Raw genomic sequence first — 25,320 nt, 5'->3', positions numbered from 1 at the left:
CGGGGCTCCGGCGTATCCGGGGCTCCGGCGTATCCGGGGCTCCGGCTCACCCGTCACCTGATCTCGAGGATCTTCTCCCGCATCGCATAGACCACGGCCTCCATCCTGGAGTGCAGCTGCAATTTCTCCAGAATGTTCCGCACGTGGTTCTTCACGGTGTTCTCGCTGATGAACAGCTCCTTGGCGATATCCCGGTTGTTCATTCCGGTCGCCACCAGCTTGAGCACCTCCAGCTCCCGGTCGGTGAGCCGGGGCGCGGGCACCAGCCGCCGCTCATCGGTGCGCTGGATCATCGACTTGAACTCGGTCAGCAGCTTGGCCGCCATCGACGGGCTGATCTGCGACTGGCCGTCCGCCACCGCCCGGATGGCGGTCGAGACCTCGTCGGTCGAGATCTCCTTCAGCAGATAGCCCGTGGCACCGGCCTTGATCGCGTCGTAGAGGTCGGCTTCCTCATCGCTGATCGTCAGCATGATGATCTTGGCGCTGGGTGCCACCTCCTTGATGGCGGTGCAGGCCTCGATCCCCCCGCGCTTGGGCATCCGCACATCCATCAGGACGATGTCCGGCAGCAGATCCGCCGCCTTGTCCACGGCCTCGGCCCCGTCCCCCGCCTCGCCGATGACCTGGATGTCCTCCTCCTGAGCCAGGACGATCTCCAGCCCACGCCGGAAGAGCGCGTGGTCGTCCACGACGAGGACCCGAATCGGCTCCTTGCGCGGCTCGCCGCGCGGCTCGCCCCCGTCCGGACCGACGCCATGGTGTTCACCGGCGTCGGACACGGGCCCGAAGCTGTCCGCCATCGTTCCTCCCCCTGAAGGCCATGGCCCTTGCGGTGCGCACCCTGGGTGCACTCGGTCTGGCGTCAACCGGTGCATTCGCTACACCGGTTGGCCGCCCGGCCATGATTTCATGCCCGGACGGCGGAATGTTCCTACCTTGGTCGCACGGCGGTGCCCCGGGAGGCGCGCACGCGCTCCGGGGCACCACTTACATATCAGGCTGGATTCGGCTGAATTTCTCGGTCAGCCGCCGAGTGCGCCACCGGCGCCGCCGGGCGCCTCTCCGACGAACGCTTCCGGCTGAAGATGAATCACCCCGTAGTCATAACCATGCCGCCGGTAGACGACGCTGGGCTGGTTGGTGTCGGAGTCGACGAACAAATAGAAGTCGTGCCCGACCAGCTCCATCTCGTAGAGAGCCTGGTCGAGGCTCATCGGAGCCGCGGCGTGGGTCTTCTCCCGGACCACCAGGGGGCCCTCACCCTGGACTTCCAGGGGGCCCATCCGAGTGGTGGGAACGGTCTCCGTCGTGCGCTGGGGTGCGATATCGCCATGCCCGTTGATACGGGCCGCGTTGGGCACGGTGACAGCCACATCGCTGGCCGGAATGCGACCGTTTCCACGGCGCGTATGGCGCTTGTCGTGCTGCTTGCGCATCCGTGCTTCCAGCTTGCTGGCCGCCAGGTCCAGCGCTGCGTACGGATCGGCCGCGGCGGCCTCCGCCCGGATCACCGGGCCGCGCGAGCGGAGCGTGATCTCCACCCGGTCGGCGCGGTCGGACTGCCGCGGGTTGTGCTCCTTGGACACCTCGACGTCGAGGCTGATCACCTTGCCGTCGAGCTTCTGGATCTTATCCAGCTTCAGCTTCTCGGCCACGTGCTTCCGGAACCGCTCGGGCACCTCAGTTTTACGGCCCTTGACGACGATGTCCACGCAGAACTCCGTTCCCGGGTAGCTCCAGTCAGTATCGGAGCGTCATCCCTTGTGCACTTGGCTCCGGCGTCCTCCGGAGCCATCGGCTTGGCGCTTTCAGCTCCTCCTTCCCACGGAGAGGATCTCAACCCCGTTTGTTCCAAGCCTCACCAGAATGCAGGCAAAACACGCCAAGCGGATGAGCGAGTCATAGCACCCGCCTTTCCTCACAACCGAACATAGCTCGACCGGTCGGAAGTCGGCACCCCCTACCGGCACGTACCTCCGATCAGGTGCTTTGCCGCGCTTACCACCTGCAACGATGCGGCTTCGTATTCAGTTCCGGTTGATACGCGTCAGGGGTGCGGCCACCACGGCCGCGCCGATGACCAGCCCACCGGCCGCCGTCACCGCCCGCGCCGCCTCCGCGAGCGAGGCCCCCGTCGTCATCAGGTCGTCCACCAGGACGACCGGACCTGCCGCCAGCAGCCGGCCGCTGCCGGGGACCGCTCCCAGCGCCCCCGTCACATTCGCCCGCCGCTGCCGAGCGTCCAGCCTCGACTGGTCGCTCACCCGGCGCCGCTGGCGCAGCACCGCCGGGACCCGCGCCGGACACCCACCACCGCGCAGCACACCCGCCGCGGCGAGCGCGATCCGCCGGGCCGGGTCATGCCCCCGGGCGCCCACCGCACGCCGGGCCGATGGCACCGGCACCAGCAGCAGCGGACCGCCGCCGGGTCTCGCCCCGGATCCGTACCCGGGTCTCGCCCCGGCACACGCTCCCGATCCAGTACCCGGTCTCGCCCCGGATACCCGGTCCGATCCCGCGCCCGGCCGCCTTGGGGACCCCGCACCGGGCCGTGGGCCGGGCTCTGAGCCGGGCAGTGGGCCAGGCCCCGGCCCGGGACAGGCCGCCCGCACCGCCCCCGCCAGCGCCTCGCCCAGCGGCCGCGCCAGCCGGAGCGCTCCGCGCTCCTTGTGCGCGAGCAGCACCGCCCGCGCCTCGTCCACGTAGTCCACCGCCGCATGGACCACCGGCAGCCCCGGCGGCACCGGGCTCGGCTCCACCCGGCGCGCCCCGGACCCGCGCAGCGCCCCACGACAACGCTCACACAACGCGCCGCCCGGCCGACCGCATCCGGCACAGTCGCCCGGCAGCACCAGATCGGCGATCTCCTGCCACCAGCCCCGCATGAACACCACTGTCCCGGCGGCCAAGCCCGCGCGCCACCCCTTGTGGACAACCGCGCACATGTGGACAACCGCGCCACCCCGACCGGTGTCCTCGCCCAGAAGCTGCCGCCGCGGCCCCGGCTAGCCGGGGTAGACCGGAGCCGAACCGTCCTGGTCCACGGTCTTCCAGTCGGTGTTCGGCAGCAGCCGCACGATGCCGTTCTCCCTGGTCTCGGCGATCAGCGGCCGGGTCTGGTCCTCCGAGGCACCGATCGACTGCACGCCGTTCGGACCCGGCACCTCCGGGATGTTCGCCGGCGAGCCGTCCGTCTCCACGTACTGCAGCTGCTGCACCCCGTCCGATTCCCGGCCCGCGACCACCAGCCGGCTGTCGCCCGCCCAGGAGAAGGTGTCCACGTCCTCCAGCTTCGGCGCGACCGCCCGCAGCGCCCCCACCGACAGCTTCGGGGCCGCCTCGGTGCCCCGCCGCTCGATCCGGCCGAGCCGCAGCGTGGTGTGGCCGGACCGCTTGACCAGCATCGCGATCCTGGATCCGTCCGCGGAGACCCGCAGCGCCGTGATCCGGCCGCCGTCCAGCCGCGGCAGCGCCACCTCGTCCGCCGCTCCGGTGCCGCCCCGCAGCCGCAGCAGCCTCGGCCGCTGCGGATTGCGGTCGGCCACCCACAGACCGCCCAGCCCGTCCCAGCTCGGCGCCGTCAGACCGTGCTCCACGCTGCCGCCCTGGCTGCGCAGCCGCACCTTGCCGCGCTCGGCGCCCGGGGCCATCTGGCTGACGTACAGCGCCTGACCGTCGGCGGTGACCCCCGCCGCGTCCCGCTCGTCGCGGGAGACCGCCACCGTGCCCAGACCCGCGCCATCGGAGCCGAACGGCCCCGGAACCGGCTGTGGCTGATCCTCGTCGTCGGACAGCCGGACCATCCGATGATCGGAGTCCACGAAGTACTGGTGGCGCGGATGGCCCTCGACCCCGTCCGGGGCGTAGGCACGCGCCCCGTCGCTGGAGAGGGCACACAGCTCCGAACCGTTCTGCCGCTCCAGCCGCACCCCGCTGACCTCGGACGAGCCCTCGCCCAGATCCTGGACCGTGAACAGCGTCTGCGCCGCCATCCGGGCACACCGCGCCGCGCTGACCTGCGCCGCCCGGTCACTCAGCCGGACCTTCAGCGTGTTCGAGTCGTCCAGCGACAGCCGCTCGTCCCGGCGGCCGAGCGCCGAACCGCGCGGGAAGGAACTGCTGACCACCGGCTCCAGCCACTCCGTCGGACCGCCCAGCAGCGCCTTGACGGTCGCGGTCACCGGATCGATACGGCGCCGCACATAGACCGGATCGGCCACCAGCACGTTGTCCCCGGCCGTCGACTCCTCGGCGTCCGGACCCAGATCGGCGAAGTAGTACTTGTTGACCGAGCGGTAGATGCGCTGGAAGTCCGACTCACCGAGGATCAGCCCCCGCGGCGGCCCGTCGATCCGCCACTCCGAACCGCTCAGCGTGAGATGGATGCGCTCCTCGTACGGCTGCTCATCGGGCTTGTAGGCGTGCGTCTCGTCCACGACGGCGATCCGCTTGCCCGACAGCACGACCGTCTTACCGCTGCCGTCCCGGTCCCCCGGGTCCGTCTCCACCCGCACATCCGGAGCCTGCTCCAGCACGGTGGTGGCCGCGAACGGCTGCCACCGCTTCACCGCGCTCTTGGTCAGGTACTCCTTCGCGGTGCCGAAGTTCTCCTCGTCGCTCGTCGTGGCCTCCAGGAAGCCGGAGACCAGCTCCGCGGGCTGCTCACCCTTGCCCGGGCTCACCCCGTACACCCGGACCTGCGAATCGACGTCGGAGCGCGGTGAGGAGTCCACCCGCCGCACATCGCCGCTGTCGGGCATCGAGGCACAGCCGGACAGCAGCAGGGCGCCACAGGCCAGCAGCGCGGGCGTGCTCAGGGCCCGGCCGTCCGGGCGGCGCCCACGGCGGCGGAAGCGGCGGCGGTCGGCACGGTCAGCGCCCACGAGGGCGGCCCTCCCCTTCGTTCGATGTCGTCGGCCGGGCGGCCGGCGCCCTGCCGCCCAGCGACCCGTCGGACGGCGTCTCCGGGGCGCCACGCACCACCCGCGCCCCATTGCCCGGCAGGGCCGTGGGGTCGGCCGACGGCGCCGCCGCTTCGGCGGGCAGCGCGGACCGCGGCTGCGCGGGCACCGCCGCCAGCCGCTCCGCCGGGGGCTGCGGGTCCCCGGCGTCATCCGTACGGCGGTTGCGCCGGGAGTCCTCGGGCTCCAGCGGGATCGGCGAGCCGCGCAGCAGATCGCCCGCGGTGCGCGGCACCGTCAGCCGGAACTGCGAACCGCCGCCGGGCTCACCCCACGCCTGCAGCCAGCCGCCGTGCAGTCGCGCGTCCTCCACCGCGATCGACAGGCCGAGACCGGTGCCGCCGGTGGTGCGCGCACGGGCCGGATCGGCCCGCCAGAAGCGGTTGAACACCCGCGTCGCCTCGCCGGGCTTGAGCCCGACGCCGTAGTCCCGCACCGCGACGGCCACCGCACCGCCCGCCGTCGCGAGCCGCACGACCACATCGCGGCCCTCGCCGTGCTCCACGGCATTGACCACCAGATTGCGCAGCACCCGCTCGACACGGCGGGTGTCCACCTCCGCGATCACCGGCGCCTCGGCGCCCCGCACCAGGATCCGGGTGCCCTTGGCCTCGGCGAGCGGCTCGGCCCCGTCCACCACCCGGTGCACCACATCGCGCAGATCGATCGGCTCGGCCTCCAGCGCGGCCGCTCCCGCGTCGAACCGGCTGATCTCCAGCAGATCGCTGAGCAGCGACTCGAAGCGGTCGACCTGGCCCCACAGCAGCTCGGCGGAGCGCGCGGTGATCGGGTCGAAGTCCTCACGCGCCTCGTAAATGACGTCCGCCGCCATCCTTACGGTCGTCAGCGGCGTGCGCAGCTCATGAGAGACATCGGAGACGAAGCGACGCTGCATCCGGGAGAGCTCCTCCAGCTGCTGGATCTTGAGCTGGAGGTTCTGCGCCATCTTGTTGAACGACTCCCCCAGGCGGGCGATGTCGTCCTCCCCGGTGACCTTCATCCTCTCCTGGAGCAGACCGGCCGCCAGCCGCTCGGAGATCCCCGCCGCCATCCTTACGGGCGTCACGACCTGCCGGACCACCACCCAGGCGATGGCCCCCAGCAGCACCACCACGAACACCCCGGCCGTGGCCAGGGTGCCCTTGACCAGGCTCAGCGACTTCTCCTCCTGGCTGAACGGGAAGAGGTAGTAGAGCTGGTAGGCGTCGCCGTTGTTGTCGTCCAGACGCTTGCCGATGATCAGCGCGGGCTCGGAGTCGCCGGAGCCCGCGTGCACGATCTTTCCGTAGCGCTCATACGGCGCCGTCCGGCCCTCGTCCACCCGACGGCGCAGATCGGCGGGCACGCTGTCCGGCTGGACATCGCCCGAAGCCCGCGGCCCCCGGCTGGCCACATAGGGCGTCTCACCGGAGTCGGAACTGAGCGCCACCACCGAATACGCGCCCTTGCCACCGCTGGAGAGCTGCTCCACCAGCGCGTTCAGCCAGGCGCCGGAGTCCTCGGGACCGGCCCCCGGCCCGTCCTGGCCACGGGAGTCGCTCTTGCGGTCGGCCATCTGCTCGGCCACCTCGAACCCGCCGACTGCCTGCCCCTGCGCCGCATGGCGCTTGGCGTCCAGCAATCCGTTGCGCACCTGCCCGATGACCACCAGGCCCAGCAGCAGCACCACACCGAGCGACATCAGCAGCGTGGTGGCGACCACCCGCAGCTGGATGTTCCGCCGCCACAGCCGGGCAGCGGGCAGCAGCGGACGGCGCACCCACCGTCCGAACAGCCGGATCACCGGATGGGCCGGCCCTCCGGAAGCCCCGTCGGGCAGCAGATGTCCACCGCTCCACAACCTGCGCAGCAGCGGTATCTCACCCGCCGGATCGGGCCGCCCCATCCGGGCACCCTCCGGAGCCCCGCCTCCCGGTCCTCCGGGCTGCGGCGCCGTACCACCCGTCATCTCAGCTTGGCCCGGCCTTGTAGCCGACACCGCGCACGGTCACCACGATCTCCGGCCGCTCCGGGTCCTTCTCGACCTTCGACCGCAGCCGCTGCACATGCACATTCACCAGCCGGGTGTCGGCGGCATGCCGATAGCCCCAGACCTGCTCCAGCAGCACCTCACGGGTGAACACCTGCCACGGCTTACGGGCCAGCGCCACCAGAAGATCGAACTCCAGCGGGGTCAGCGCTATCGACTGGCCGTCCCGCTTCACCGAATGCCCCGCCACATCGATCACCAGATCGCCTATGGCCAGCTGCTCCGGCGCCGGCTCCTCGGAACGCCGCAGCCGCGCCCGGATCCGGGCCACCAGCTCCTTCGGCTTGAACGGCTTGACGATGTAGTCATCCGCCCCGGACTCGAGCCCGACCACCACATCGACCGTGTCGCTCTTGGCCGTGAGCATGACGATCGGCACCCCAGACTCGGCCCGGATCAGCCGGCAGACCTCGATGCCGTCCCGGCCGGGCAGCATCAGATCGAGCAGCACCAGATCGGGCTTGGTCTCGCGGAAGGCGGCAAGAGCCTTGTCGCCGTCCGACACGAACGACGGTTCAAAGCCTTCGCCGCGCAGCACGATGCCGAGCATCTCTGCCAGTGCGGTGTCGTCGTCGACGACAAGGACGCGTCCCTTCATATCGACATCATCCCATTACCCGATCGTGACCTGGCCCACAGCTCGGCGATACCGTCCGCTGTGACCGGAGAGATCACACCGTCCTCGGTCACGATCGCCGTCACCAACTCGGGTGGTGTGACGTCGAAAGCCGGATTGTGGGCCTGTGTCCCCAGCGGAGCGACCGGCACTCCGGTGCCCGCCTCATGCCCGGCGATGGGGGCGTAAGGAATTGTGATGTCTGTCACCTCATGTCCAGGGCGCTGCTCGACCTCGATCGAGGCTCCGTCGGGAGTGGCCGGGTCCACCGTGGTGGTCGGGGCTACCACCACAAAGGGCACATGGTGGTAGCGGGCCAGCACCGCGAGCGGATAGCTGCCCACCTTGTTGGCCACCGAGCCGTCCGCGGCGATCCGGTCCGCCCCGATCAACACCGCGTCCACCTCACCGGCCGCGAACAGCGAACCCGCCGCGTTGTCGGCGAGCAGCGTGTACGCCATACCGGCACGCGCCGCCTCGTACGCGGTCAACCGCGCCCCCTGGAGCAGGGGCCGGGTCTCGTCCACCCAGAGCCGCCGCAGCTGCCCAGCCCGGTGCACCGCCTTGACCACGGCGAGGGCGGTCCCCTCACCCCCGGAGACCAGTGCGCCGGTGTTGCAGTGCGTGAGGATCCGATGACCACCGGCAGGCAACAGCTCATCGAGGAGCGCTTGACCATGGGCCGCCATGCGGTCGCTGGCCTCGGCATCCTCCCGGTGCAGGGCCCGGGCCTCGGCGAGGGCGGCCGCGGCGGCCTGAGCGTCGTCCGCGTCGTCCCGGATCGCCGCGTGATAGGCGGCGACGGCCCGGCGGACGCCATAGCCGAGGTTGACGGCCGTGGGACGGGCATGGGCAAGCGATTCGGCGGCCTCGTCCACATCGAAACCCCGGGCCGCGGCGAGCGCGATCCCGTATGCCCCGGCGAGGCCGAGCAACGGGGCGCCGCGCACGGCGAGCGAGCGGATCGCCTCCACCAGCGCCGGCACATCGGTGCACACCAGATCGACCTCTTCGGCCGGCAGCCGGGTCTGGTCGAGAAGTACCAGTACGGGCCCCTCCGGGGGCTCCTCCCAGCGCAGCGCCAAGGCGGTGGGAGGTATGGGGGCTTCCGGGGACACCGGACGCTGATCAGCCATCCGCCCAGTCTGCCCTGTGCGCCACCGACTATTGAAGTGCCGGACCGCCCCCAGTGACCGGTACGAGGCGGAATACGCCGTGGCACGATGGCTGGCATACGGCCGCCGCGGACGCCGCGGCCGGTCAACGAACAACCTACGGAGCGACGATGAATGACACTCCGGGCTGGGCCCCGCCCGGATCGTCCCCTTCCGACGAACCGGACCACGGCGCTCAGCAGCAGGACGAGCCCGCCGACCAGCCCGCCCCGGAGCAGCCCACCTGGGGCGGCCAGTGGGCCCGTCGCCAGCCGCCGCCGGGCCGCTGGACCGCGTCGGGAAGAGGCCCCACGCCACCACAGGTGCCGCCCGCTCCCATGCCGGGCGGCGGGTGGGGCGCCGGCCGGCGTCAGCCGCCTGCTCCCCGCCCCGGTGTCATTCCGCTGCGGCCGCTGGCCGTCAGCGAGATCCTGGACGGCGCGGTGTCCATCATGCGCGCCCACTGGCGCACGGTCCTCGGCATCTCGCTGATCGTCTCGATCGTCACCCAAGGTCTGATCACGGCCGCCACGGGACTCTGGTTCAACGACGCCCGCGGCAACGAGAGCAATGTCCTCGACGATCCGGACGCCACCGTCAGCCAGGCGATGCGCGCCGTCGGCGCCGCACTCGGGGACAGCGGAGTCACCCTGCTGCTCGGCGTCCTCGGAACGATCGTCACCACCGCCCTGCTGACCGTGGTCACCGCCCAGGCGGTGCTGGGCCGGTCCGTGTCCGCCAAGGAGGCATGGGGCGGCGCCCGCCCGCACCTCCTTCAGCTGTGCGGGCTGCTCCTTCTGATCCCCACCATCGCAGTGGCCGTCATCGCGGCCGGTATGACGCCGGGTCTGCTGCTGGCCTTCGCGGGCGTGCACAGCGAGGGCGCCGCACTCGCCTCTCTGGGCGGGTTCGCCGCGGCCGGCGTCGCCGCCTGGCTCTGGGTCCGCTTCAGCCTCGCCCCTCCCGCGCTGATGCTGGAGAAGCAGGGGATCATCAAGGCCCTGCGACGCTCTTTCAAGCTGGTGCGCGGTGCGTGGGGGCGCGTCTTCGGCATCCAACTGCTGGCCGTCGTCCTGGTCTTCATCGTCGGTGCCATCGTCGAGATCCCCACCAGCCTGATCGCCATGGTCATCGGCGGGGACAACGCCATGGACTGGCTCTCCGGCGAATCCGTCTCCGTCAGCTGGACCTTCCTGATCGTGGTCGGTGTCGGCGGAGTGCTCAGCTCGACCATCACCTTCCCGATCAGCGCGGGTGTGACGGCCCTTCTCTATATGGACCAGCGCATCCGGCGCGAGGCGCTCGACCTCGAGCTCGCCCGCGCCGCGGGAATGGCGGACGACCCCACGCAAGGCCATGGCAAGGACCAGCCGACCGTCGCCTCGACATCCGGGAACTGACGGCACCACAGGCGGGCACGAAGGGGACGTCACCCGACGCCCCTTCACCGCACAGGTCGTCACTCTCACAGGCCCTCACCTCCCCCGTCCGCCCGCTCGGCGTCGCGCCTGCGGTCTGCTGACCGGTCGTCAACGGGCTTGTCGGCCCCCGGCCTCACAGACAACTCTGCGTGCCATCCACCGCGCCACGCCAGGACGCTGAGCCTTATTCACTCGATCCGGTGGAACATCCGATCGAATGGGAACGCAAAAAAGCCTCGGTCCCGAGCACTATGTGTGCTCGGGACCGAGGCTAAAAATTGTTCGGCGGCGTCCTACTCTCCCACAGGGTCCCCCCTGCAGTACCATCGGCGCTGAAAGGCTTAGCTTCCGGGTTCGAAATGTAACCGGGCGTTTCCCTAACGCTATGACCACCGAAACACTATGAAGTTGAACCGGAACCACACCCCAAAGGAACAACAAAGGGGGGCTCAATACGGTTCGTTGCTTCAGAACCAACACAGTGGACGCGAGCACCTGAGGACAAGCCCTCGGCCTATTAGTACCAGTCAACTCCACCGGTTACCCGGCTTCCATATCTGGCCTATCAACCCAGTCGTCTACTGGGAGCCTTAACCCATCAAGTGGGTGGGAGTCCTCATCTCGAAGCAGGCTTCCCGCTTAGATGCTTTCAGCGGTTATCCCTCCCGAACGTAGCCAACCAGCCATGCTCTTGGCAGAACAACTGGCACACCAGAGGTTCGTCCGTCCCGGTCCTCTCGTACTAGGGACAGCCCTTCTCAAGACTCCTACGCGCACAGCGGATAGGGACCGAACTGTCTCACGACGTTCTAAACCCAGCTCGCGTACCGCTTTAATGGGCGAACAGCCCAACCCTTGGGACCGACTCCAGCCCCAGGATGCGACGAGCCGACATCGAGGTGCCAAACCATCCCGTCGATATGGACTCTTGGGGAAGATCAGCCTGTTATCCCCGGGGTACCTTTTATCCGTTGAGCGACGGCGCTTCCACAAGCCACCGCCGGATCACTAGTCCCGACTTTCGTCCCTGCTCGACCCGTCGGTCTCACAGTCAAGCTCCCTTGTGCACTTACACTCAACACCTGATTGCCAACCAGGCTGAGGGAACCTTTGGGCGCCTCCGTTACTCTTTAGGAGGCAACCGCCCCAGTTAAACTACCCACCAGACACTGTCCCTGATCCGGATCACGGACCCAGGTTAGACATCCAGCACGACCAGAGTGGTATTTCAAGGACGACTCCCCCTGAACTGGCGTCCAGGGTTCACAGTCTCCCACCTATCCTACACAAGCCGAACCGAACACCAATATCAAGCTATAGTAAAGGTCCCGGGGTCTTTCCGTCCTGCTGCGCGAAACGAGCATCTTTACTCGTAGTGCAATTTCACCGGGCCTATGGTTGAGACAGTCGAGAAGTCGTTACGCCATTCGTGCAGGTCGGAACTTACCCGACAAGGAATTTCGCTACCTTAGGATGGTTATAGTTACCACCGCCGTTTACTGGCGCTTAAGTTCTCAGCTTCGCCACACCGAAGTGTGACTAACCGGTCCCCTTAACGTTCCAGCACCGGGCAGGCGTCAGTCCGTATACATCGCCTTACGGCTTCGCACGGACCTGTGTTTTTAGTAAACAGTCGCTTCTCGCTGGTCTCTGCGGCCACCACCGGCTCACACCGCAAGGGTGATCACCAGCAATGGCCCCCCTTCTCCCGAAGTTACGGGGGCATTTTGCCGAGTTCCTTAACCATAGTTCACCCGAACGCCTCGGTATTCTCTACCTGACTACCTGAGTCGGTTTAGGGTACGGGCCGCCATGAAGCTCGCTAGAGGCTTTTCTCGGCAGCATAGGATCATCCACTTCGCCTCAATCGGCTCGGCATCGGGTCTCACCCATGTGAGGGACGGATTTACCTACCCCTCGGGCTACACCCTTACCCCGGGACAACCACCGCCCGGGCTGGACTGCCTTCCTGCGTCACCCCATCGCTCACCTACTACAGGTCTGGTCCGTCGGCTCCACCACTCCCCTTTGCCCGAAGGCTCCGGGGCGGCTTCACGGACTTAGCATCGCCTGGTTCGACGTTGGCGCTTCAAAGCGGGTACCGGAATATCAACCGGTTGTCCATCGACTACGCCTGTCGGCCTCGCCTTAGGTCCCGACTTACCCTGGGCAGATCAGCTTGACCCAGGAACCCTTAGTCAATCGGCGCACACGTTTCTCACGTGTGTATCGCTACTCATGCCTGCATTCTCACTCGTGAACCATCCACAACTCGCTTACACGGCTGCTTCACCCGGCACACGACGCTCCCCTACCCATCACAGCGGTCGTTGGACCTCATGCTGCAATGACACGACTTCGGCGGTACGCTTGAGCCCCGCTACATTGTCGGCGCGGAATCACTTGACCAGTGAGCTATTACGCACTCTTTCAAGGATGGCTGCTTCTAAGCCAACCTCCTGGTTGTCTCTGCGACTCCACATCCTTTCCCACTTAGCGTACGCTTAGGGGCCTTAGTCGATGCTCTGGGCTGTTTCCCTCTCGACCATGGAGCTTATCCCCCACAGTCTCACTGCCGCGCTCTCACTTACCGGCATTCGGAGTTTGGCTAAGGTCAGTAACCCGGTAGGGCCCATCGCCTATCCAGTGCTCTACCTCCGGCAAGAAACACACGACGCTGCACCTAAATGCATTTCGGGGAGAACCAGCTATCACGGAGTTTGATTGGCCTTTCACCCCTAACCACAGGTCATCCCCCAGGTTTTCAACCCTGGTGGGTTCGGTCCTCCACGAAGTCTTACCTCCGCTTCAACCTGCCCATGGCTAGATCACTCCGCTTCGGGTCTTGAGCGCGCTACTAAAACGCCCTATTCGGACTCGCTTTCGCTACGGCTTCCCCACACGGGTTAACCTCGCAACACACCGCAAACTCGCAGGCTCATTCTTCAAAAGGCACGCAGTCACGAGACACCAGCAAGCTGATGTCCGACGCTCCCACGGCTTGTAGGCACACGGTTTCAGGTACTATTTCACTCCGCTCCCGCGGTACTTTTCACCATTCCCTCACGGTACTATCCGCTATCGGTCACCAGGGAATATTTAGGCTTAGCGGGTGGTCCCGCCAGATTCACACGGGATTTCTCGGGCCCCGTGCTACTTGGGAGATGAGCAAGCAAGCCATCACGATTTCAGCTACGGGGGTCTTACCCTCTATGCCGGACCTTTCGCATGTCCTTCGCCTATCGCAATGGTTTCTGACTTGCCCAGTCGCCGGCAGACGACTGAAGCTCATTCCCACAACCCCGTATGCGCAACCCCTGCCGGGTATCACACACATACGGTTTGGCCTCATCCGGTTTCGCTCGCCACTACTCCCGGAATCACGGTTGTTTTCTCTTCCTGCGGGTACTGAGATGTTTCACTTCCCCGCGTTCCCTCCACATACCCTATGTGTTCAGGTATGGGTGACAGCCCATGACGACTGCCGGGTTTCCCCATTCGGACACCCCCGGATCAAAGCTCGGTTGACAGCTCCCCGGGGCCTATCGCGGCCTCCCACGTCCTTCATCGGTTCCTGGTGCCAAGGCATCCACCGTGCGCCCTTAAAAACTTGGCCACAGATGCTCGCGTCCACTGTGCAGTTCTCAAACAACGACCCGTACCCCGTCACCCACACCCATTGATGTGGTTCACCGGGACCGGTCGAAGGGACGAGCGTCATAGCCCGTGCCCTCAGACACCCAACAGCGTGCCCGGCCCGACCCCTGCATCCAGCGGTCTCGTTCCACGCCCCGAAGGGCAGTACTAGAGACGGCGGACCAGACGGCCGTGCCGAATAGTCAACGTTCCACCCATGAGCAAACCGTGCGAGACATGCGCTCGCAGTCGGCTATGCGCTCCTTAGAAAGGAGGTGATCCAGCCGCACCTTCCGGTACGGCTACCTTGTTACGACTTCGTCCCAATCGCCAGTCCCACCTTCGACGGCTCCCCCCACAAGGGTTGGGCCACCGGCTTCGGGTGTTACCGACTTTCGTGACGTGACGGGCGGTGTGTACAAGGCCCGGGAACGTATTCACCGCAGCAATGCTGATCTGCGATTACTAGCGACTCCGACTTCATGGGGTCGAGTTGCAGACCCCAATCCGAACTGAGACCGGCTTTTTGAGATTCGCTCCACCTCACGGCTTCGCAGCTCATTGTACCGGCCATTGTAGCACGTGTGCAGCCCAAGACATAAGGGGCATGATGACTTGACGTCGTCCCCACCTTCCTCCGAGTTGACCCCGGCAGTCTCCTGTGAGTCCCCGGCATAACCCGCTGGCAACACAGGACAAGGGTTGCGCTCGTTGCGGGACTTAACCCAACATCTCACGACACGAGCTGACGACAGCCATGCACCACCTGTACACCGACCACAAGGGGGCCTCTGTCTCCAGAGGTTTCCGGTGTATGTCAAGCCTTGGTAAGGTTCTTCGCGTTGCGTCGAATTAAGCCACATGCTCCGCCGCTTGTGCGGGCCCCCGTCAATTCCTTTGAGTTTTAGCCTTGCGGCCGTACTCCCCAGGCGGGGAACTTAATGCGTTAGCTGCGGCACGGACGACGTGGAATGTCGCCCACACCTAGTTCCCAACGTTTACGGCGTGGACTACCAGGGTATCTAATCCTGTTCGCTCCCCACGCTTTCGCTCCTCAGCGTCAGTATCGGCCCAGAGATCCGCCTTCGCCACCGGTGTTCCTCCTGATATCTGCGCATTTCACCGCTACACCAGGAATTCCGATCTCCCCTACCGAACTCTAGCCTGCCCGTATCGAATGCAGACCCGGAGTTAAGCCCCGGGCTTTCACATCCGACGCGACAAGCCGCCTACGAGCTCTTTACGCCCAATAATTCCGGACAACGCTTGCGCCCTACGTATTACCGCGGCTGCTGGCACGTAGTTAGCCGGCGCTTCTTCTGCAGGTACCGTCACTCTCGCTTCTTCCCTGCTGAAAGAGGTTTACAACCCGAAGGCCGTCATCCCTCACGCGGCGTCGCTGCATCAGGCTTTCGCCCATTGTGCAATATTCCCCACTGCTGCCTCCCGTAGGAGTCTGGGCCGTGTCTCAGTCCCAGTGTGGCCGGTCGCCCTCTCAGGCCGGCTACCCGTCGTCGCCTTGGTAGGCCATCACCCCACCAACAAGCTGATAGGCCGCGGGCTCATCCTGCACCGCCGGAGCTTTCCACACGCATCCCATGCGGGAGCGTGTCATATCCGGTATTAGACCCCGTTTCCAGGGCTTGTCCCAGAGTGCAGGGCAGATTGCCCACGTGTTACTCACCCGTTCGCCACTAATCCCCGGCCGAAACCGGTTCATCGTTCGACTTGCATGTGTTAAGCACGCCGCCAGCGTTCGTCCTGAGCCAGGATCAAACTCTCCGTGAATGCTTCCGGGATATCCCGGTCACACAGTCACGAGAGCGGAGCAGACCGGAGGAATAATCCAGTCCGCTCACAGCGTCCTCGCTGTGTATTTTTCCAAAGGAACCTCGTCCGAGATGGACGGGGTTATCAACATATCTGGCGTTGACTTTTGGCACGCTGTTGAGTTCTCAAGGAACGGACGCTTCCTTCGAAACCGTTTCACCGGTTTCTCCGGGCGCTTCCCTTCGGTGTTTCCAACCTTACCAGATTCTTTTCGGTCCGTTTCCGGTCCGAATTTTGATTCCGGTGGCCGTTGGAGTGGCCTTTGCCTTTCGGCGTGTTTTCGACTTTAGCAGACACGCATCCGCCGAACCTAATCGGCTTCGGATGATGTCCGCGGGTGTCAAAAGGTGCTCCGTTGGATTTCCATCCGTCTGCGGAGCGAGTTCAGATCAAGCGTCCGTGAGTGAGCAGACACTGCTCACCACAACCGTTTAAACCTACCTCCCTGGGCGAACCTCGTCAAGGACCCCGGGGAAGATTTTTTCTGTGGCGTCGTCGGAGGGCCTAGGCTCTCCGTCCGCCGCGACATTCCAACGTACGCATCCGTGCTCCCTGCGTCAAGGGAATCGCGGAAGATTCCTAACGCCGCAGGTCAGAGGGGATGCGGCGGCGGTCAGGCGGCGAAGGACGACGGCGGGCTCTCCAGGTCCTCCAGCTCGATGCCGGGGGCGGCGAGCACCACGTCGCCGGCGATATGGACCGTCCTGACCTCTCCGGTGTCCAGCTCGCTGACCTCGTATTCATCCACGACGAGTGGGCCCGTGTCCGTGGTGTGTCCGGCTCGGTCGCGAAGTGCCCAGGACTGGTCCAGGGTCAGAGGCGCGAGGACCGGATCGGTGAAGGCCACGAGGCGGACGCGGACGGCCCCGGCGCCCGGCTCCAGCCTCAGCAGACGGGAGACGGCGACCAGGAAGGCGGGGGAAGCGCCGGTGAAGGCGTGGGCGCCGACATTGCCCTCGGTCGCGTGCTCCCCGGTGGGATCGGTACGGACCCAGGTGACCCCGTCCAGTGCGGCGCCCTTGACCTGCCAGCTCGACGCGTGCAGCTCGACCCTGAGCGGCCGGCCCAGTTCGTCGAGGGTGAGGTCCACGGACCCGGCGTGATCGCCGGAAGGTGAGGTTCGCTGTGCGACATAGCGCCATCCGCTGGGACCGGGCGCGCACTGGAAGTGCTCCTCACCCAGCGGGGTGTGGTCGTGCGGGTCGTGGAGGGAGTAGCGGCCGCGGGGCATATGAGGTCCTTGACGAGCGTCGGGCCCGCCCGGCCGGACGGCGCGGACGGGCCCTGGGGCCCCCGCCGGGGCGCGGGCCGGGTCAGCGGCCGCCGACCGTGCGGTCGGCGGCGCCGGTGCGATCAGCGGATGCGATCAGTAGCGGTAGTGCTCGGGCTTGTACGGGCCCTCGACCGGGACGCCGATGTAGGCGGCCTGATCGGGCCGGAGCGTGGTCAGCTTCGCCCCGAGCGCGTCCAGGTGGAGGCGGGCGACCTTCTCGTCCAGGTGCTTGGGGAGCACATAGACGTCGGTCGGGTACGACTCCGGCTTGGTGAAGAGCTCGATCTGGGCGATGGTCTGGTTCGCGAAGGAGTTGGACATCACGAACGACGGGTGACCGGTCGCGTTGCCGAGGTTCAGCAGACGGCCCTCGGAGAGCACGATGAGCGTCTTGCCGTCGGGGAAGGTCCAGGTGTGGACCTGCGGCTTGACCTCGTCCTTCACGATGCCCGGGAGGGCGGCGAGGCCGGCCATGTCGATCTCGTTGTCGAAGTGGCCGATGTTCCCGACGATCGCCTGGTGCTTCATCTTGGCCATGTCCGCGGCCATGATGATGTCCTTGTTGCCGGTCGTGGTGATGAAGATGTCGGCGGTCTCCACCACGTCGTCCAGGGTGGCGACCTGGTAGCCGTCCATCGCGGCCTGCAGCGCGCAGATCGGGTCGATCTCGGTGATGATCACCCGGGCGCCCTGGCCGCGCAGCGACTCGGCGCAGCCCTTGCCCACATCGCCGTAGCCGCAGATGACCGCGACCTTGCCGCCGATCAGCACGTCGGTCGCACGGTTGATGCCGTCGACCAGCGAGTGGCGGCAGCCGTACTTGTTGTCGAACTTGGACTTGGTCACCGCGTCGTTGACGTTGATCGCCGGGAAGAGCAGCAGGCCGTCCCGCTGCATCTCGTAGAGGCGGTGCACGCCGGTGGTGGTCTCCTCGGTGACCCCGCGGATCTCGGAGGCCAGCTGCGTCCACTTCTGCGGGTTCTCGGCGATGGTGCGGTTCAGCAGCTCGAGGATGACGCGGTGCTCGTCGTTCTCGGCGGTGGCGACGTCAGGGGCGGCGCCGGCCTTCTCGTACTCGACGCCCTTGTGGACGAGGAGGGTGGCGTCGCCACCGTCGTCCAGGATCATGTTGGGTCCGCCGGTGGGGGTGCCGGGCCAGGTCAGGGCCTGCTCCGTGCACCACCAGTACTCCTCCAGGGTCTCGCCCTTCCAGGCGAAGACCGGGATGCCCTGCGGGTTCTCCACAGTGCCGTTCGGACCGACGGCGATCGCGGCCGCGGCGTGGTCCTGGGTGGAGAAGATGTTGCAGGAGGCCCACCGGACCTCGGCGCCGAGGGCGACCAGGGTCTCGATCAGCACGGCGGTCTGCACGGTCATGTGCAGGGAGCCGGTGACACGGGCGCCGGCCAGGGGCTGCTGCTCGGCGTACTCCTTACGGATCGCCATCAGGCCGGGCATCTCATGCTCGGCGAGGGTGATCTCCTTACGGCCGAAGGCAGCCAAGGAGAGGTCCGCGACCTTGAAGTCCTGACCGGAGACGGCTGTCGTCATGAGTGCTGCTCCTCCTCGATCGTGTGCGAGCGAGAGTGGTTTCGGCTGGGCATGTGAGGCGCTGGGCAGGGCCCCGCACAGCGGGCACACCTGTCCCCTTCTACCTCACAGTGCGCAGTCCGTCGGAGGCCCTCTCTCCCTCGGCCGACCCGCTGTACGGGCCGCCCGACCGCCATCAGCAGCGACGTCTGGCTCGGTCACGAATCTACACCGATCGGCGCAGCGAACCCCAGCCCCCATGGGCCATCTTCGGCCGTAAGGCCATGACCTGCGCCGACGGCCAAGCCGCTCGGGAAGCCCCGGTGGCTCACCCCGTCGCTTTGATCCTGGCCGGATGTATTGCACGATGCCGCGAGCGCGGGGACGCTGGCAGCCTTCCGCGCCCGCCCAATGCGTTGTTAAGGAGAACCACGTGACCAGTCCAGCCGATCCCCCCAACGGTGCGGGGGCCAGCGGACCGGGGCTCAAGCTGCTCGCGGTGACCGCCTGTCCCACGGGTATCGCCCACACCTATATGGCCGCTGAGAAGCTGGCTCAGGCGGCGGAGTCACTCGGCCACAGCATGAAGGTGGAGACCCAGGGCTCGATCGGGGCCGAGAACGTTTTGTCTGACAACGATGTCAGTCAGGCCGACGGCATCATCATCGCCGCCGACAAGGACGTCGACCGCAGCCGTTTCATCGGTAAGAGAGTGCTCGTCGTCGGGGTCGCCGATGGCATCCACCGCCCGGAACGGCTGATCGAGCAGGTGCGCAACGCGCCGGTGTACCGGGGCGACGGCCATGAGGCCCAGCGCGGCGCCGCCTCGGCGGCTTCCGGCGGCGGTAGGGGGCGCAGCGTCACCTATAAGGCGCTCATGAACGGCGTCTCGTACATGATCCCGTTCGTCGTGGTCGGCGGTCTGCTGATCGCGGTCTCGCTCGCCCTGGGCGGTGATACGACGTCCAAGGGCATCGTCATACCCGACGACTCCTTCTGGAAGACGGTCAACGACATCGGGAGCATCGGCTTCGAGCTGATGATCCCGGCCCTGTCCGGCTATATCGCGTACGCCATCGCGGACCGGCCCGCGCTGGTGCCGGGCATGGTGGGCGGCTGGATCGCGGCCCACGGCGAGCTGTACGACAGCGAGGCGGGCGCCGGCTTCATCGGGGCGATCGTCACCGGCTTCCTGGCCGGCTATCTGGTGTTGTGGATCAAGCGGGTCAAGGTTCCGAAGTTCGTCCAGCCGATCATGCCGATCATCGTGATCCCGATCGTGGCGACCTCGGCGCTCGGCCTCTTCTTCATCTATGTCCTCGGCGAACCGATCTCCTGGGTCTTCGAGCGCCTCACCGACTGGCTCGGCGGACTGACCGGCACCAGCGCGGCGCTGCTCGGCATCATCCTCGGACTCATGATCGCGTTCGACATGGGCGGTCCGGTCAACAAGACCGCGTTCCTCTTCGGCGCCGGGCTGGTGTCCAAGAACCCCGAGGTCATGGGGGCGTGTGCGGCGGCCATTCCGGTTCCGCCGCTGGGCCAGGGGCTGGCCACGCTGCTGCGCCGCCGGATGTTCGACGACCAGGAGCGGGAGACCGGGCTCGCGGCGCTCTTCATGGGCTTCTTCGGCATCACCGAGGGCGCGATTCCGTTCGCCGCGGCGCGTCCGGCACGGGTCATCCCGGCGAACATGCTGGGCGGCGCGGTCGCCGGGGCGATAGCCGGGGTGGCATCGGTCGAGGACAACGTGCCGCACGGCGGGCCGATCGTCGCGGTGCTCGGCGCGGTCGGCGGGGTGCCGATGTTCTTCGTCGCGGTCGTCGTCGGTACGGCGGTTACGGCGCTGGTCACGATTGCGCTGATGTCTGTGGGCGGTGGCGGGCGCGGTGCGGACGCGGATGCGGGTGCGGGTACGGGTGCGGGTACGGGTGCCGAGGGTGTGGCGGAGGCTGCGGGGGCCGCGGAAGCCGTCTCCTTGGATCCGTCGCCGGCGAGCGCGCCAGTACTGGCCGGGGTGGGCAGCGGTGCCGTGGCCGCCTCTGACGCGACTGCCGCTAAGGCCGTGGCCGTCTTGGCCGCTGAGCCGCGGGGCGGCGGTAAGGCTGCCGCCGAGGCCGCTGCCGAGGCCGCGGCCGCTCCCGAGGCCGCTCCCGAGGCAGCAGATGCCGCTCCCGAGGCCGGGGGCCAGGTGCTGTCCGGCTATCTCACCGAGCAGACCGTGAAGGAGCGGCTGACGGCGGACGGTAAGGACGCCGCGATCCGCGAGATGGCCGAGCTGCTGGCCGGGGCCGGCAAGGTGGCGGATACGGCGGAGCTGGTCCGGGCCGTGTTCGCCCGGGAGGACCAGGGCACCACCGGTCTGGGCGAGGAGATCGCGATTCCGCATGCCAAGACGGACGCGGTGACGGCTCCGGTCGTCGGCTTCGCGCGCTCCCCCGAGGGCATCGAGTGGGGCGCGCCGGACGGCACGAAGGCCCGGCTGGTGTTCATGATCGCGGTGCCGGAGGCGGCCGCGGGCGATGAACATCTGCGGATTCTGGCGCTGCTGTCGCGCAAGTTGATGAGCGCCGAGTTCCGGGAGCGGTTGCTGGGGGCGGCGGATGTGGAGGCGATTCTGCGGGTGCTCGGGGAGATCGAGTAGGCCCCCCTTGCTGGGCGGCAGGTGCGCCCCGGTCGCGAGTGCGGTGTACGCCGTCGGCGGCCGGGGCGTGCTTATTGGTGCGGGCCGAGTGGTCGTGCGGGGCGCCTTGTCTGCGGCCGAGGTGCGCTTCCAGGTGCGGCCCGGGTGGTCGTACGGGGCGCCTCGTCTGCGGCCAAGGTGCGCTTCCAGGTGCGGCCCGGGTGGTCTTACGGGGCGCCTCGTCTGCGGCCGAGGTGCACTTCCGGGTGCGGCCCGGGTGGTCGTACGGGGCGCCTCGTCTGCGGCCGAGGTGCGCTTCCGGGTGCGGCCCGGGTGGTCGTACGGGGCGCCTCGTCTGCGGCCGAGGTGCACTTCCGGGTGCGGCCCGGGTGGTCGTACGGGGCGCCTCGTCTGCGGCCAAGGTGCGCTTCCGGGTGCGGGCCGGTGGCCGGTTTGTGCCCACCCGTTCCGCCCGGGGGCACCTCCCAGCGGTAGCTGGGGGAGGAACGAATGCCCACAAACCGGCGTTCGGTGCCGGTCCCTCGCGTCCGTGTCAGGTTCGAAGGGCGGCGGCGGGGCGGCTCTGCCGTATGAGTTCAGGTGGTCGGGGAGGTGCGGAAGATGTCTGGTTCCAGGTAGATGACGCGGGCGATGGGGACCGCCTCGCGGATGCGTGCCTCCGCGGCGTCGATCGCGCGGGCGACCTCCGCCGCCGTGTCGTCGTGCTGCACCGCGATCTTGGCGGCCACCAGCAGCTCCTCGGGGCCGAGGTGGAGCGTACGCATGTGGATCAGCCTGGTGACGGTCTCGCCGTCCACGACCGCTTCGCGGATCTTGGCGACCTCGTCGACGTCGGCCGCCTCACCCAGCAGCAGCGACTTGGTCTCGGCCGCGAGCACCAGGGCGATCAGCACCAACAGGACGCCGATGCAGAGGGTGCCGATGCCGTCCCAGACGCCGTCGCCGGTCAGCAGCGCGAGCCCGACGCCGCCGAGCGCGAGGACCAGTCCGACGAGGGCGCCGAAGTCCTCCAGGAGGACGACGGGCAGCTCGGGGGCCTTGGCCCGGCGCACGAACTGCGACCAGCTCAGCTTGCCCCGGATCTCGTTGGACTCGTTGATGGCCGTACGGAAGGAGAAGCCCTCGGCGATGATCGCGAAGACGAGCACCCCGACCGGCCAGTACCAGTGCTCCACCTCATGGGGGTGCTTGATCTTCTCGTAGCCCTCGTACAGCGCGAAGACACCGCCGATGGTGAACAGCACGATGGAGACGAGGAAGCCGTAGATATAGCGCTCGCGGCCGTAGCCGAAGGGGTGCTCGGGGGTGGCCTCGCGCTTGGCCTTCTTCCCGCCGAGGAGCAGGAGCCCCTGGTTGCCCGAGTCGGCGAGCGAGTGCACGCCTTCGGCGAGCATCGACGACGAGCCGCTGAAGGCGAACGCCACGAACTTGGCTGCGGCGATAGCCAGGTTCGCGCCCAGCGCGGCAACAATCGCCTTGGTTCCGCCTGATGCACTCATATGTGCCGAATGTCCCTTCCGGTTCAATACACCTCATGGCGGCTTTGCCAGCGCTTTACCGCCTCACGGCGCGCCATTGTTCCAGCCCCTCGAACGGGCCGTACGTCAGGCTGTCACTGTGGCCCTGAACACAGTGCCGTCGCCGCCCAGTACGACCTCCTCGCCGGCCGGTACGAAGGCCGACTCCCCGCGCTTCAGCGGGAGTTCGCCGTCCGCGCCGCGCAGGGAGACCTCGCCCGAGGCGCACAGCAGGATCTGCGGGCCGGTGGCAGGCAGCGGGCGCGCGGCGGCGCCGTCGGCCAGGACGTGGCGGGAGAGCCGGAACTCGCCGATCGGGGTGGTGTAGAGCTCCTCACCGGAGGGGTCCGCCTCGGGCCGCAGGACGGCGGGGGCGGCGCTTTCGAAGCGGACGATGCGCAGCAGCTCGGGGACGTCCACATGCTTGGGCGTGAGCCCGCAGCGCAGCACGTTGTCGGAGTTGGCCATGATCTCGACGCCCAGGCCGTCGAGATAGGCGTGCGGAACGCCGGCGCCGAGGTAGAGCGCCTCGCCGGGCTGGAGGGTCACGAAGTTGAGCAGCATCGCGGCGATCACCCCGGGGTCGCCCGGGTAGTGCTGCGCGATGGAGGCGTACGCCGCGTACGCCGGGGCGTGTGGCCCGTCCAGCGCGCCGAGGCGCTCGGCGGCGGCCGCTGCCTGCCTTACGGTCTCCGTCATCGCCTCCGGATCGGCCGTCAGCACGGCGGTCAGCACCTCGCGCAGGGCGTGCGACTCCGGGTGGGCGTGCAGGATGTCGACGTACGGCTTGAGCGAGTCGACCTCCAGGGCGGCCAGCAGTTCGGCCGCCTCGTTCGGGTCGCGGAAGCCGCACAGCCCGTTGAACGGCGTGAGCGCGCATATCAACTCGGGCTTGTGGTTGGCGTCCTTGTAGTTGCGATGCGGGGCATCGGCCGGAACGCCGCGCTCCTCCTCGTCCGCGTAGCCCTCCTTGGCCTGCTCGAGGTCGGGGTGGACCTGGAGCGACAGCGGCGAGGCGGCGGCCAGCACCTTCAGCAGGAACGGCAGCCGCGGCCCGAAGAGGCTGACGGCGTCCGCGCCGAGCTCGCCCTCGGGGTCCGCGGCGATCACCTCGGAGAGCGCGACGGGGCCCGTGCCCCGGTCGACCCGGGACGGCGCCCCGGGGTGTGCTCCCATCCACATCTCGGCCTGCGGCTCCCCGGTCGGCCGGACGCCTAGCAGCTCGGGGATGGCGGTGGTGGAGCCCCAGGCGTAGGGGCGCACGGTGTTGACGAGGCGGTCCATGCGGTGCGGTTCCTGACTGTGCAGTGAGGGACGTGGGGCGGGTGGTGCGTGGTCTTACGGCGTCATGTCGTCGCGGTCCACGGCGTCACGTTCTGACGGCGTCAAGTTCTATCGGCCGAAGCGAGCGCGAGGTAAACGGCGGCGAAATCCGTGATGGCGAGAAGTTCCGCGGCGCTCTCCAGCGGGGTGCCCTCGGCCGGTTCCAGCTCGCTGAAGGCGGTGTCATGCGCCAGGGCGAGCTCCCGGGCGGTCGGCACCGCCGAGACCGGGCCCACCGGCTCCTCGTGGAGCAGCACGATCCGGGCGCGGAGCGACTCGGCCTCCTCCACCCGGTCCCGGAAGAAGTCGTCCGGGTCGGCCCCGCCCGCGAACGCCCCGGTCAGCATCGCGCCATGCGCGGCGAGCGCCCCGGGGAGCTCGGCGACGAGCGCGGGGCGCCCGGCGAGCGACGCGAGCAGCCGCGCGAAGCGCCGTCCGGTCGCGGCGGCGACCGGGCCCTCGGTCCACAGCAGCGGAAGCGCCCCGGCGAGCTCGGCCGCGAGCGTCTTGGCGGGGTTGGTGTAGGTGGCGATGGCCGGGCCGCAGCGCTCGGCGACCTGGTCGAGCCGGTCGGCCACCTGCAGCAGCGCGGCGGGCGACGCGGACACCAGGCCGATCCGGTCGACCAGCAGGAGCAGCGGGGTGAGCAGGGCCCACAGCGTGCCGGGCAGCGCGGGGCCGGTCATCTCGTCGGGCGCGGTGCCGGGCGGCTCGACGGGGTGCGGGACGGAAGGCGTCCCGTACGAGCCGGGGGCATCGCCCAGGGCGCCCTCGGCGCGGGCGGTGTCGTCGTCCTCGTCCGCGCCGGGCGCGTGCGGGTCCCTGCGGTACGGATCGGTGCTGTACCCGCCCGTGGCATACGGGGCCGAGGCGTACGACGCCGCGGCCAGCGGCACCATCAGGCCGCGTGCCTGCGCGACCGCGTCGGCCAGCGGGGACTGGCCCGGGGCGACCGCGACGATCGCGCAGCCGCGGCGGTAGGCCTGCTCGACAAGGCGCGGAAGGCCCGGTTCCGTACCGTCCGGCGTCGCGACGACCAGCAGGTCGAGCGGGCCCGCCCAGCCGGGCAGCGTCCAGCGCAGGGCGCCCGGCGCGGGGGCCACGCCGGTGGGTCCGATCAGGCTGACCGGGCAGTTGCCCCCGCTGAGCGCGCCGAGGAGGTCGGCAGTGCAGGTTCCGGCCGCCCCCGGGCCCGCGACCATGACGGCGCGCGGCCGCCCGTCGGGCTTGAGGTCGCCGATCCCGGCCTCGGTGGCGTGCCGGGCGGCGGTGCGGATGCGGGCGCCGGATTCGGCGGCTCCGCGCAGCAGCCCGCGGCTATCGGCGCGGGCCAGTGCCTCTGGGGCGTCGAGGAGGGATTCGTCGAGCATCGTGCTTCGGCCT

General features: G+C 68.1%; 14 protein-coding genes and 3 rRNA genes. 2 read left to right on the top strand and 15 right to left on the bottom strand.

The window, feature by feature from the left end:
• Positions 1–53: 53 nt before the first annotated feature.
• The 7 genes from J8403_RS25845 to mtnA form a co-directional block, all read right to left on the bottom strand.
• The gene (locus tag J8403_RS25845) at positions 54–803 is read right to left on the bottom strand and encodes a response regulator (protein ID WP_059149118.1); all 750 of its coding nucleotides are present in this window, start codon (positions 801–803) and stop codon (positions 54–56) included.
• Between the two features lie 222 nt (positions 804–1,025).
• Positions 1,026–1,715 (bottom strand): ribosome hibernation-promoting factor, HPF/YfiA family, encoded by a 690-nt coding sequence (gene hpf, locus J8403_RS25840; RefSeq protein ID WP_014061177.1) that lies wholly within the window; start codon positions 1,713–1,715, stop codon positions 1,026–1,028.
• A 315-nt stretch (positions 1,716–2,030) separates the two neighbouring features.
• Positions 2,031–2,888 carry a ComF family protein gene (locus J8403_RS25835; protein ID WP_211128431.1) on the bottom strand — a complete coding sequence of 286 codons (858 nt, stop codon included), beginning with the start codon at positions 2,886–2,888 and terminating at the stop codon, positions 2,031–2,033.
• Between the two features lie 120 nt (positions 2,889–3,008).
• Positions 3,009–4,886: an LpqB family beta-propeller domain-containing protein gene (locus J8403_RS25830; RefSeq protein ID WP_211125242.1), complete on the bottom strand. Its 1,878-nt coding sequence runs from the start codon at positions 4,884–4,886 to the stop codon at positions 3,009–3,011.
• Positions 4,876–6,849 carry an MtrAB system histidine kinase MtrB gene (mtrB, locus tag J8403_RS25825; protein ID WP_211125241.1) on the bottom strand — a complete coding sequence of 658 codons (1,974 nt, stop codon included), beginning with the start codon at positions 6,847–6,849 and terminating at the stop codon, positions 4,876–4,878. Before mtrB ends, J8403_RS25830 begins: the two co-directional genes overlap by 11 nt.
• A gap of 64 nt (positions 6,850–6,913) precedes the next feature.
• Complete coding sequence (gene mtrA, locus J8403_RS25820) at positions 6,914–7,591, bottom strand: two-component system response regulator MtrA (protein WP_014061181.1); 678 nt, start codon at positions 7,589–7,591, stop codon at positions 6,914–6,916.
• On the bottom strand, positions 7,588–8,745 hold the full coding sequence (gene mtnA, locus J8403_RS25815) for an S-methyl-5-thioribose-1-phosphate isomerase (protein ID WP_211125240.1): 1,158 nt from the start codon (positions 8,743–8,745) through the stop codon (positions 7,588–7,590). Before mtnA ends, mtrA begins: the two co-directional genes overlap by 4 nt.
• 149 nt (positions 8,746–8,894) lie before the next feature.
• Between mtnA and J8403_RS25810 the strand changes: the two genes are divergently transcribed.
• Entirely contained in the window at positions 8,895–10,163 is a 1,269-nt protein-coding gene (locus J8403_RS25810) for a DUF7544 domain-containing protein (RefSeq protein ID WP_211125239.1), read from the top strand.
• 301 nt (positions 10,164–10,464) lie between these two features.
• On the opposite strand, the gene rrf is transcribed toward J8403_RS25810, so the two are convergent.
• The 5 genes from rrf to ahcY all read right to left on the bottom strand — a co-directional run bounded on the left by rrf (position 10,465) and on the right by ahcY (position 18,474).
• Positions 10,465–10,581: ribosomal RNA gene (gene rrf / locus J8403_RS25805) — 5S ribosomal RNA — on the bottom strand.
• Positions 10,582–10,681: 100 nt separating this feature from the next.
• A 23S ribosomal RNA gene (locus J8403_RS25800) occupies positions 10,682–13,800 on the bottom strand.
• A gap of 288 nt (positions 13,801–14,088) precedes the next feature.
• A 16S ribosomal RNA gene (locus tag J8403_RS25795) occupies positions 14,089–15,608 on the bottom strand.
• The 16S, 23S and 5S rRNA genes sit together here, the layout of an rRNA operon.
• A gap of 655 nt (positions 15,609–16,263) precedes the next feature.
• Positions 16,264–16,881 carry a hypothetical protein gene (locus J8403_RS25790; protein ID WP_211125238.1) on the bottom strand — a complete coding sequence of 206 codons (618 nt, stop codon included), beginning with the start codon at positions 16,879–16,881 and terminating at the stop codon, positions 16,264–16,266.
• A 135-nt stretch (positions 16,882–17,016) separates the two neighbouring features.
• Entirely contained in the window at positions 17,017–18,474 is a 1,458-nt protein-coding gene (gene ahcY / locus J8403_RS25785; RefSeq protein ID WP_086710652.1) for an adenosylhomocysteinase, read from the bottom strand.
• A 412-nt stretch (positions 18,475–18,886) separates the two neighbouring features.
• On the opposite strand from ahcY, the gene J8403_RS25780 reads away from it, so the two are divergent.
• A complete protein-coding gene (locus tag J8403_RS25780) occupies positions 18,887–21,097 on the top strand; it encodes a fructose-specific PTS transporter subunit EIIC (protein ID WP_211125237.1) in 2,211 nt (736 codons plus the stop codon).
• A gap of 575 nt (positions 21,098–21,672) precedes the next feature.
• On the opposite strand, the gene J8403_RS25775 is transcribed toward J8403_RS25780, so the two are convergent.
• From J8403_RS25775 to J8403_RS25765, 3 genes are all read right to left on the bottom strand, one after another.
• Positions 21,673–22,596: a cation diffusion facilitator family transporter gene (locus tag J8403_RS25775; protein WP_211125236.1), complete on the bottom strand. Its 924-nt coding sequence runs from the start codon at positions 22,594–22,596 to the stop codon at positions 21,673–21,675.
• 105 nt (positions 22,597–22,701) lie between these two features.
• Entirely contained in the window at positions 22,702–23,898 is a 1,197-nt protein-coding gene (gene manA / locus J8403_RS25770) for a mannose-6-phosphate isomerase, class I (RefSeq protein ID WP_211125235.1), read from the bottom strand.
• 101 nt (positions 23,899–23,999) lie between these two features.
• Positions 24,000–25,307: an SIS domain-containing protein gene (locus tag J8403_RS25765; RefSeq protein WP_211125234.1), complete on the bottom strand. Its 1,308-nt coding sequence runs from the start codon at positions 25,305–25,307 to the stop codon at positions 24,000–24,002.
• Positions 25,308–25,320 lie beyond the last annotated feature (13 nt).

The organism is Streptomyces yatensis (assembly GCF_018069625.1).
GTDB classification, from domain to species: Bacteria; Actinomycetota; Actinomycetes; order Streptomycetales; family Streptomycetaceae; genus Streptomyces; species Streptomyces yatensis.
Note: the sequence above shows the minus strand (reverse complement) of the source record. Positions and strands in the feature narration are given on the sequence as shown.

Coding starts and splice junctions, on each gene's coding strand:
- J8403_RS25845 (WP_059149118.1), bottom strand. CDS start 803: ATGGCGGACAGCTTCGGGCCCGTGTCCGACGCCGGTGAACACCATGGC.
- J8403_RS25835 (WP_211128431.1), bottom strand. CDS start 2,888: ATGCGGGGCTGGTGGCAGGAGATCGCCGATCTGGTGCTGCCGGGCGAC.
- mtrB (WP_211125241.1), bottom strand. CDS start 6,849: ATGGGGCGGCCCGATCCGGCGGGTGAGATACCGCTGCTGCGCAGGTTG.
- mtrA (WP_014061181.1), bottom strand. CDS start 7,591: ATGAAGGGACGCGTCCTTGTCGTCGACGACGACACCGCACTGGCAGAG.
- mtnA (WP_211125240.1), bottom strand. CDS start 8,745: ATGGCTGATCAGCGTCCGGTGTCCCCGGAAGCCCCCATACCTCCCACC.
- J8403_RS25810 (WP_211125239.1), top strand. CDS start 8,895: ATGAATGACACTCCGGGCTGGGCCCCGCCCGGATCGTCCCCTTCCGAC.
- J8403_RS25790 (WP_211125238.1), bottom strand. CDS start 16,881: ATGCCCCGCGGCCGCTACTCCCTCCACGACCCGCACGACCACACCCCG.
- ahcY (WP_086710652.1), bottom strand. CDS start 18,474: ATGACGACAGCCGTCTCCGGTCAGGACTTCAAGGTCGCGGACCTCTCC.
- J8403_RS25775 (WP_211125236.1), bottom strand. CDS start 22,596: ATGAGTGCATCAGGCGGAACCAAGGCGATTGTTGCCGCGCTGGGCGCG.
- manA (WP_211125235.1), bottom strand. CDS start 23,898: ATGGACCGCCTCGTCAACACCGTGCGCCCCTACGCCTGGGGCTCCACC.
- J8403_RS25765 (WP_211125234.1), bottom strand. CDS start 25,307: ATGCTCGACGAATCCCTCCTCGACGCCCCAGAGGCACTGGCCCGCGCC.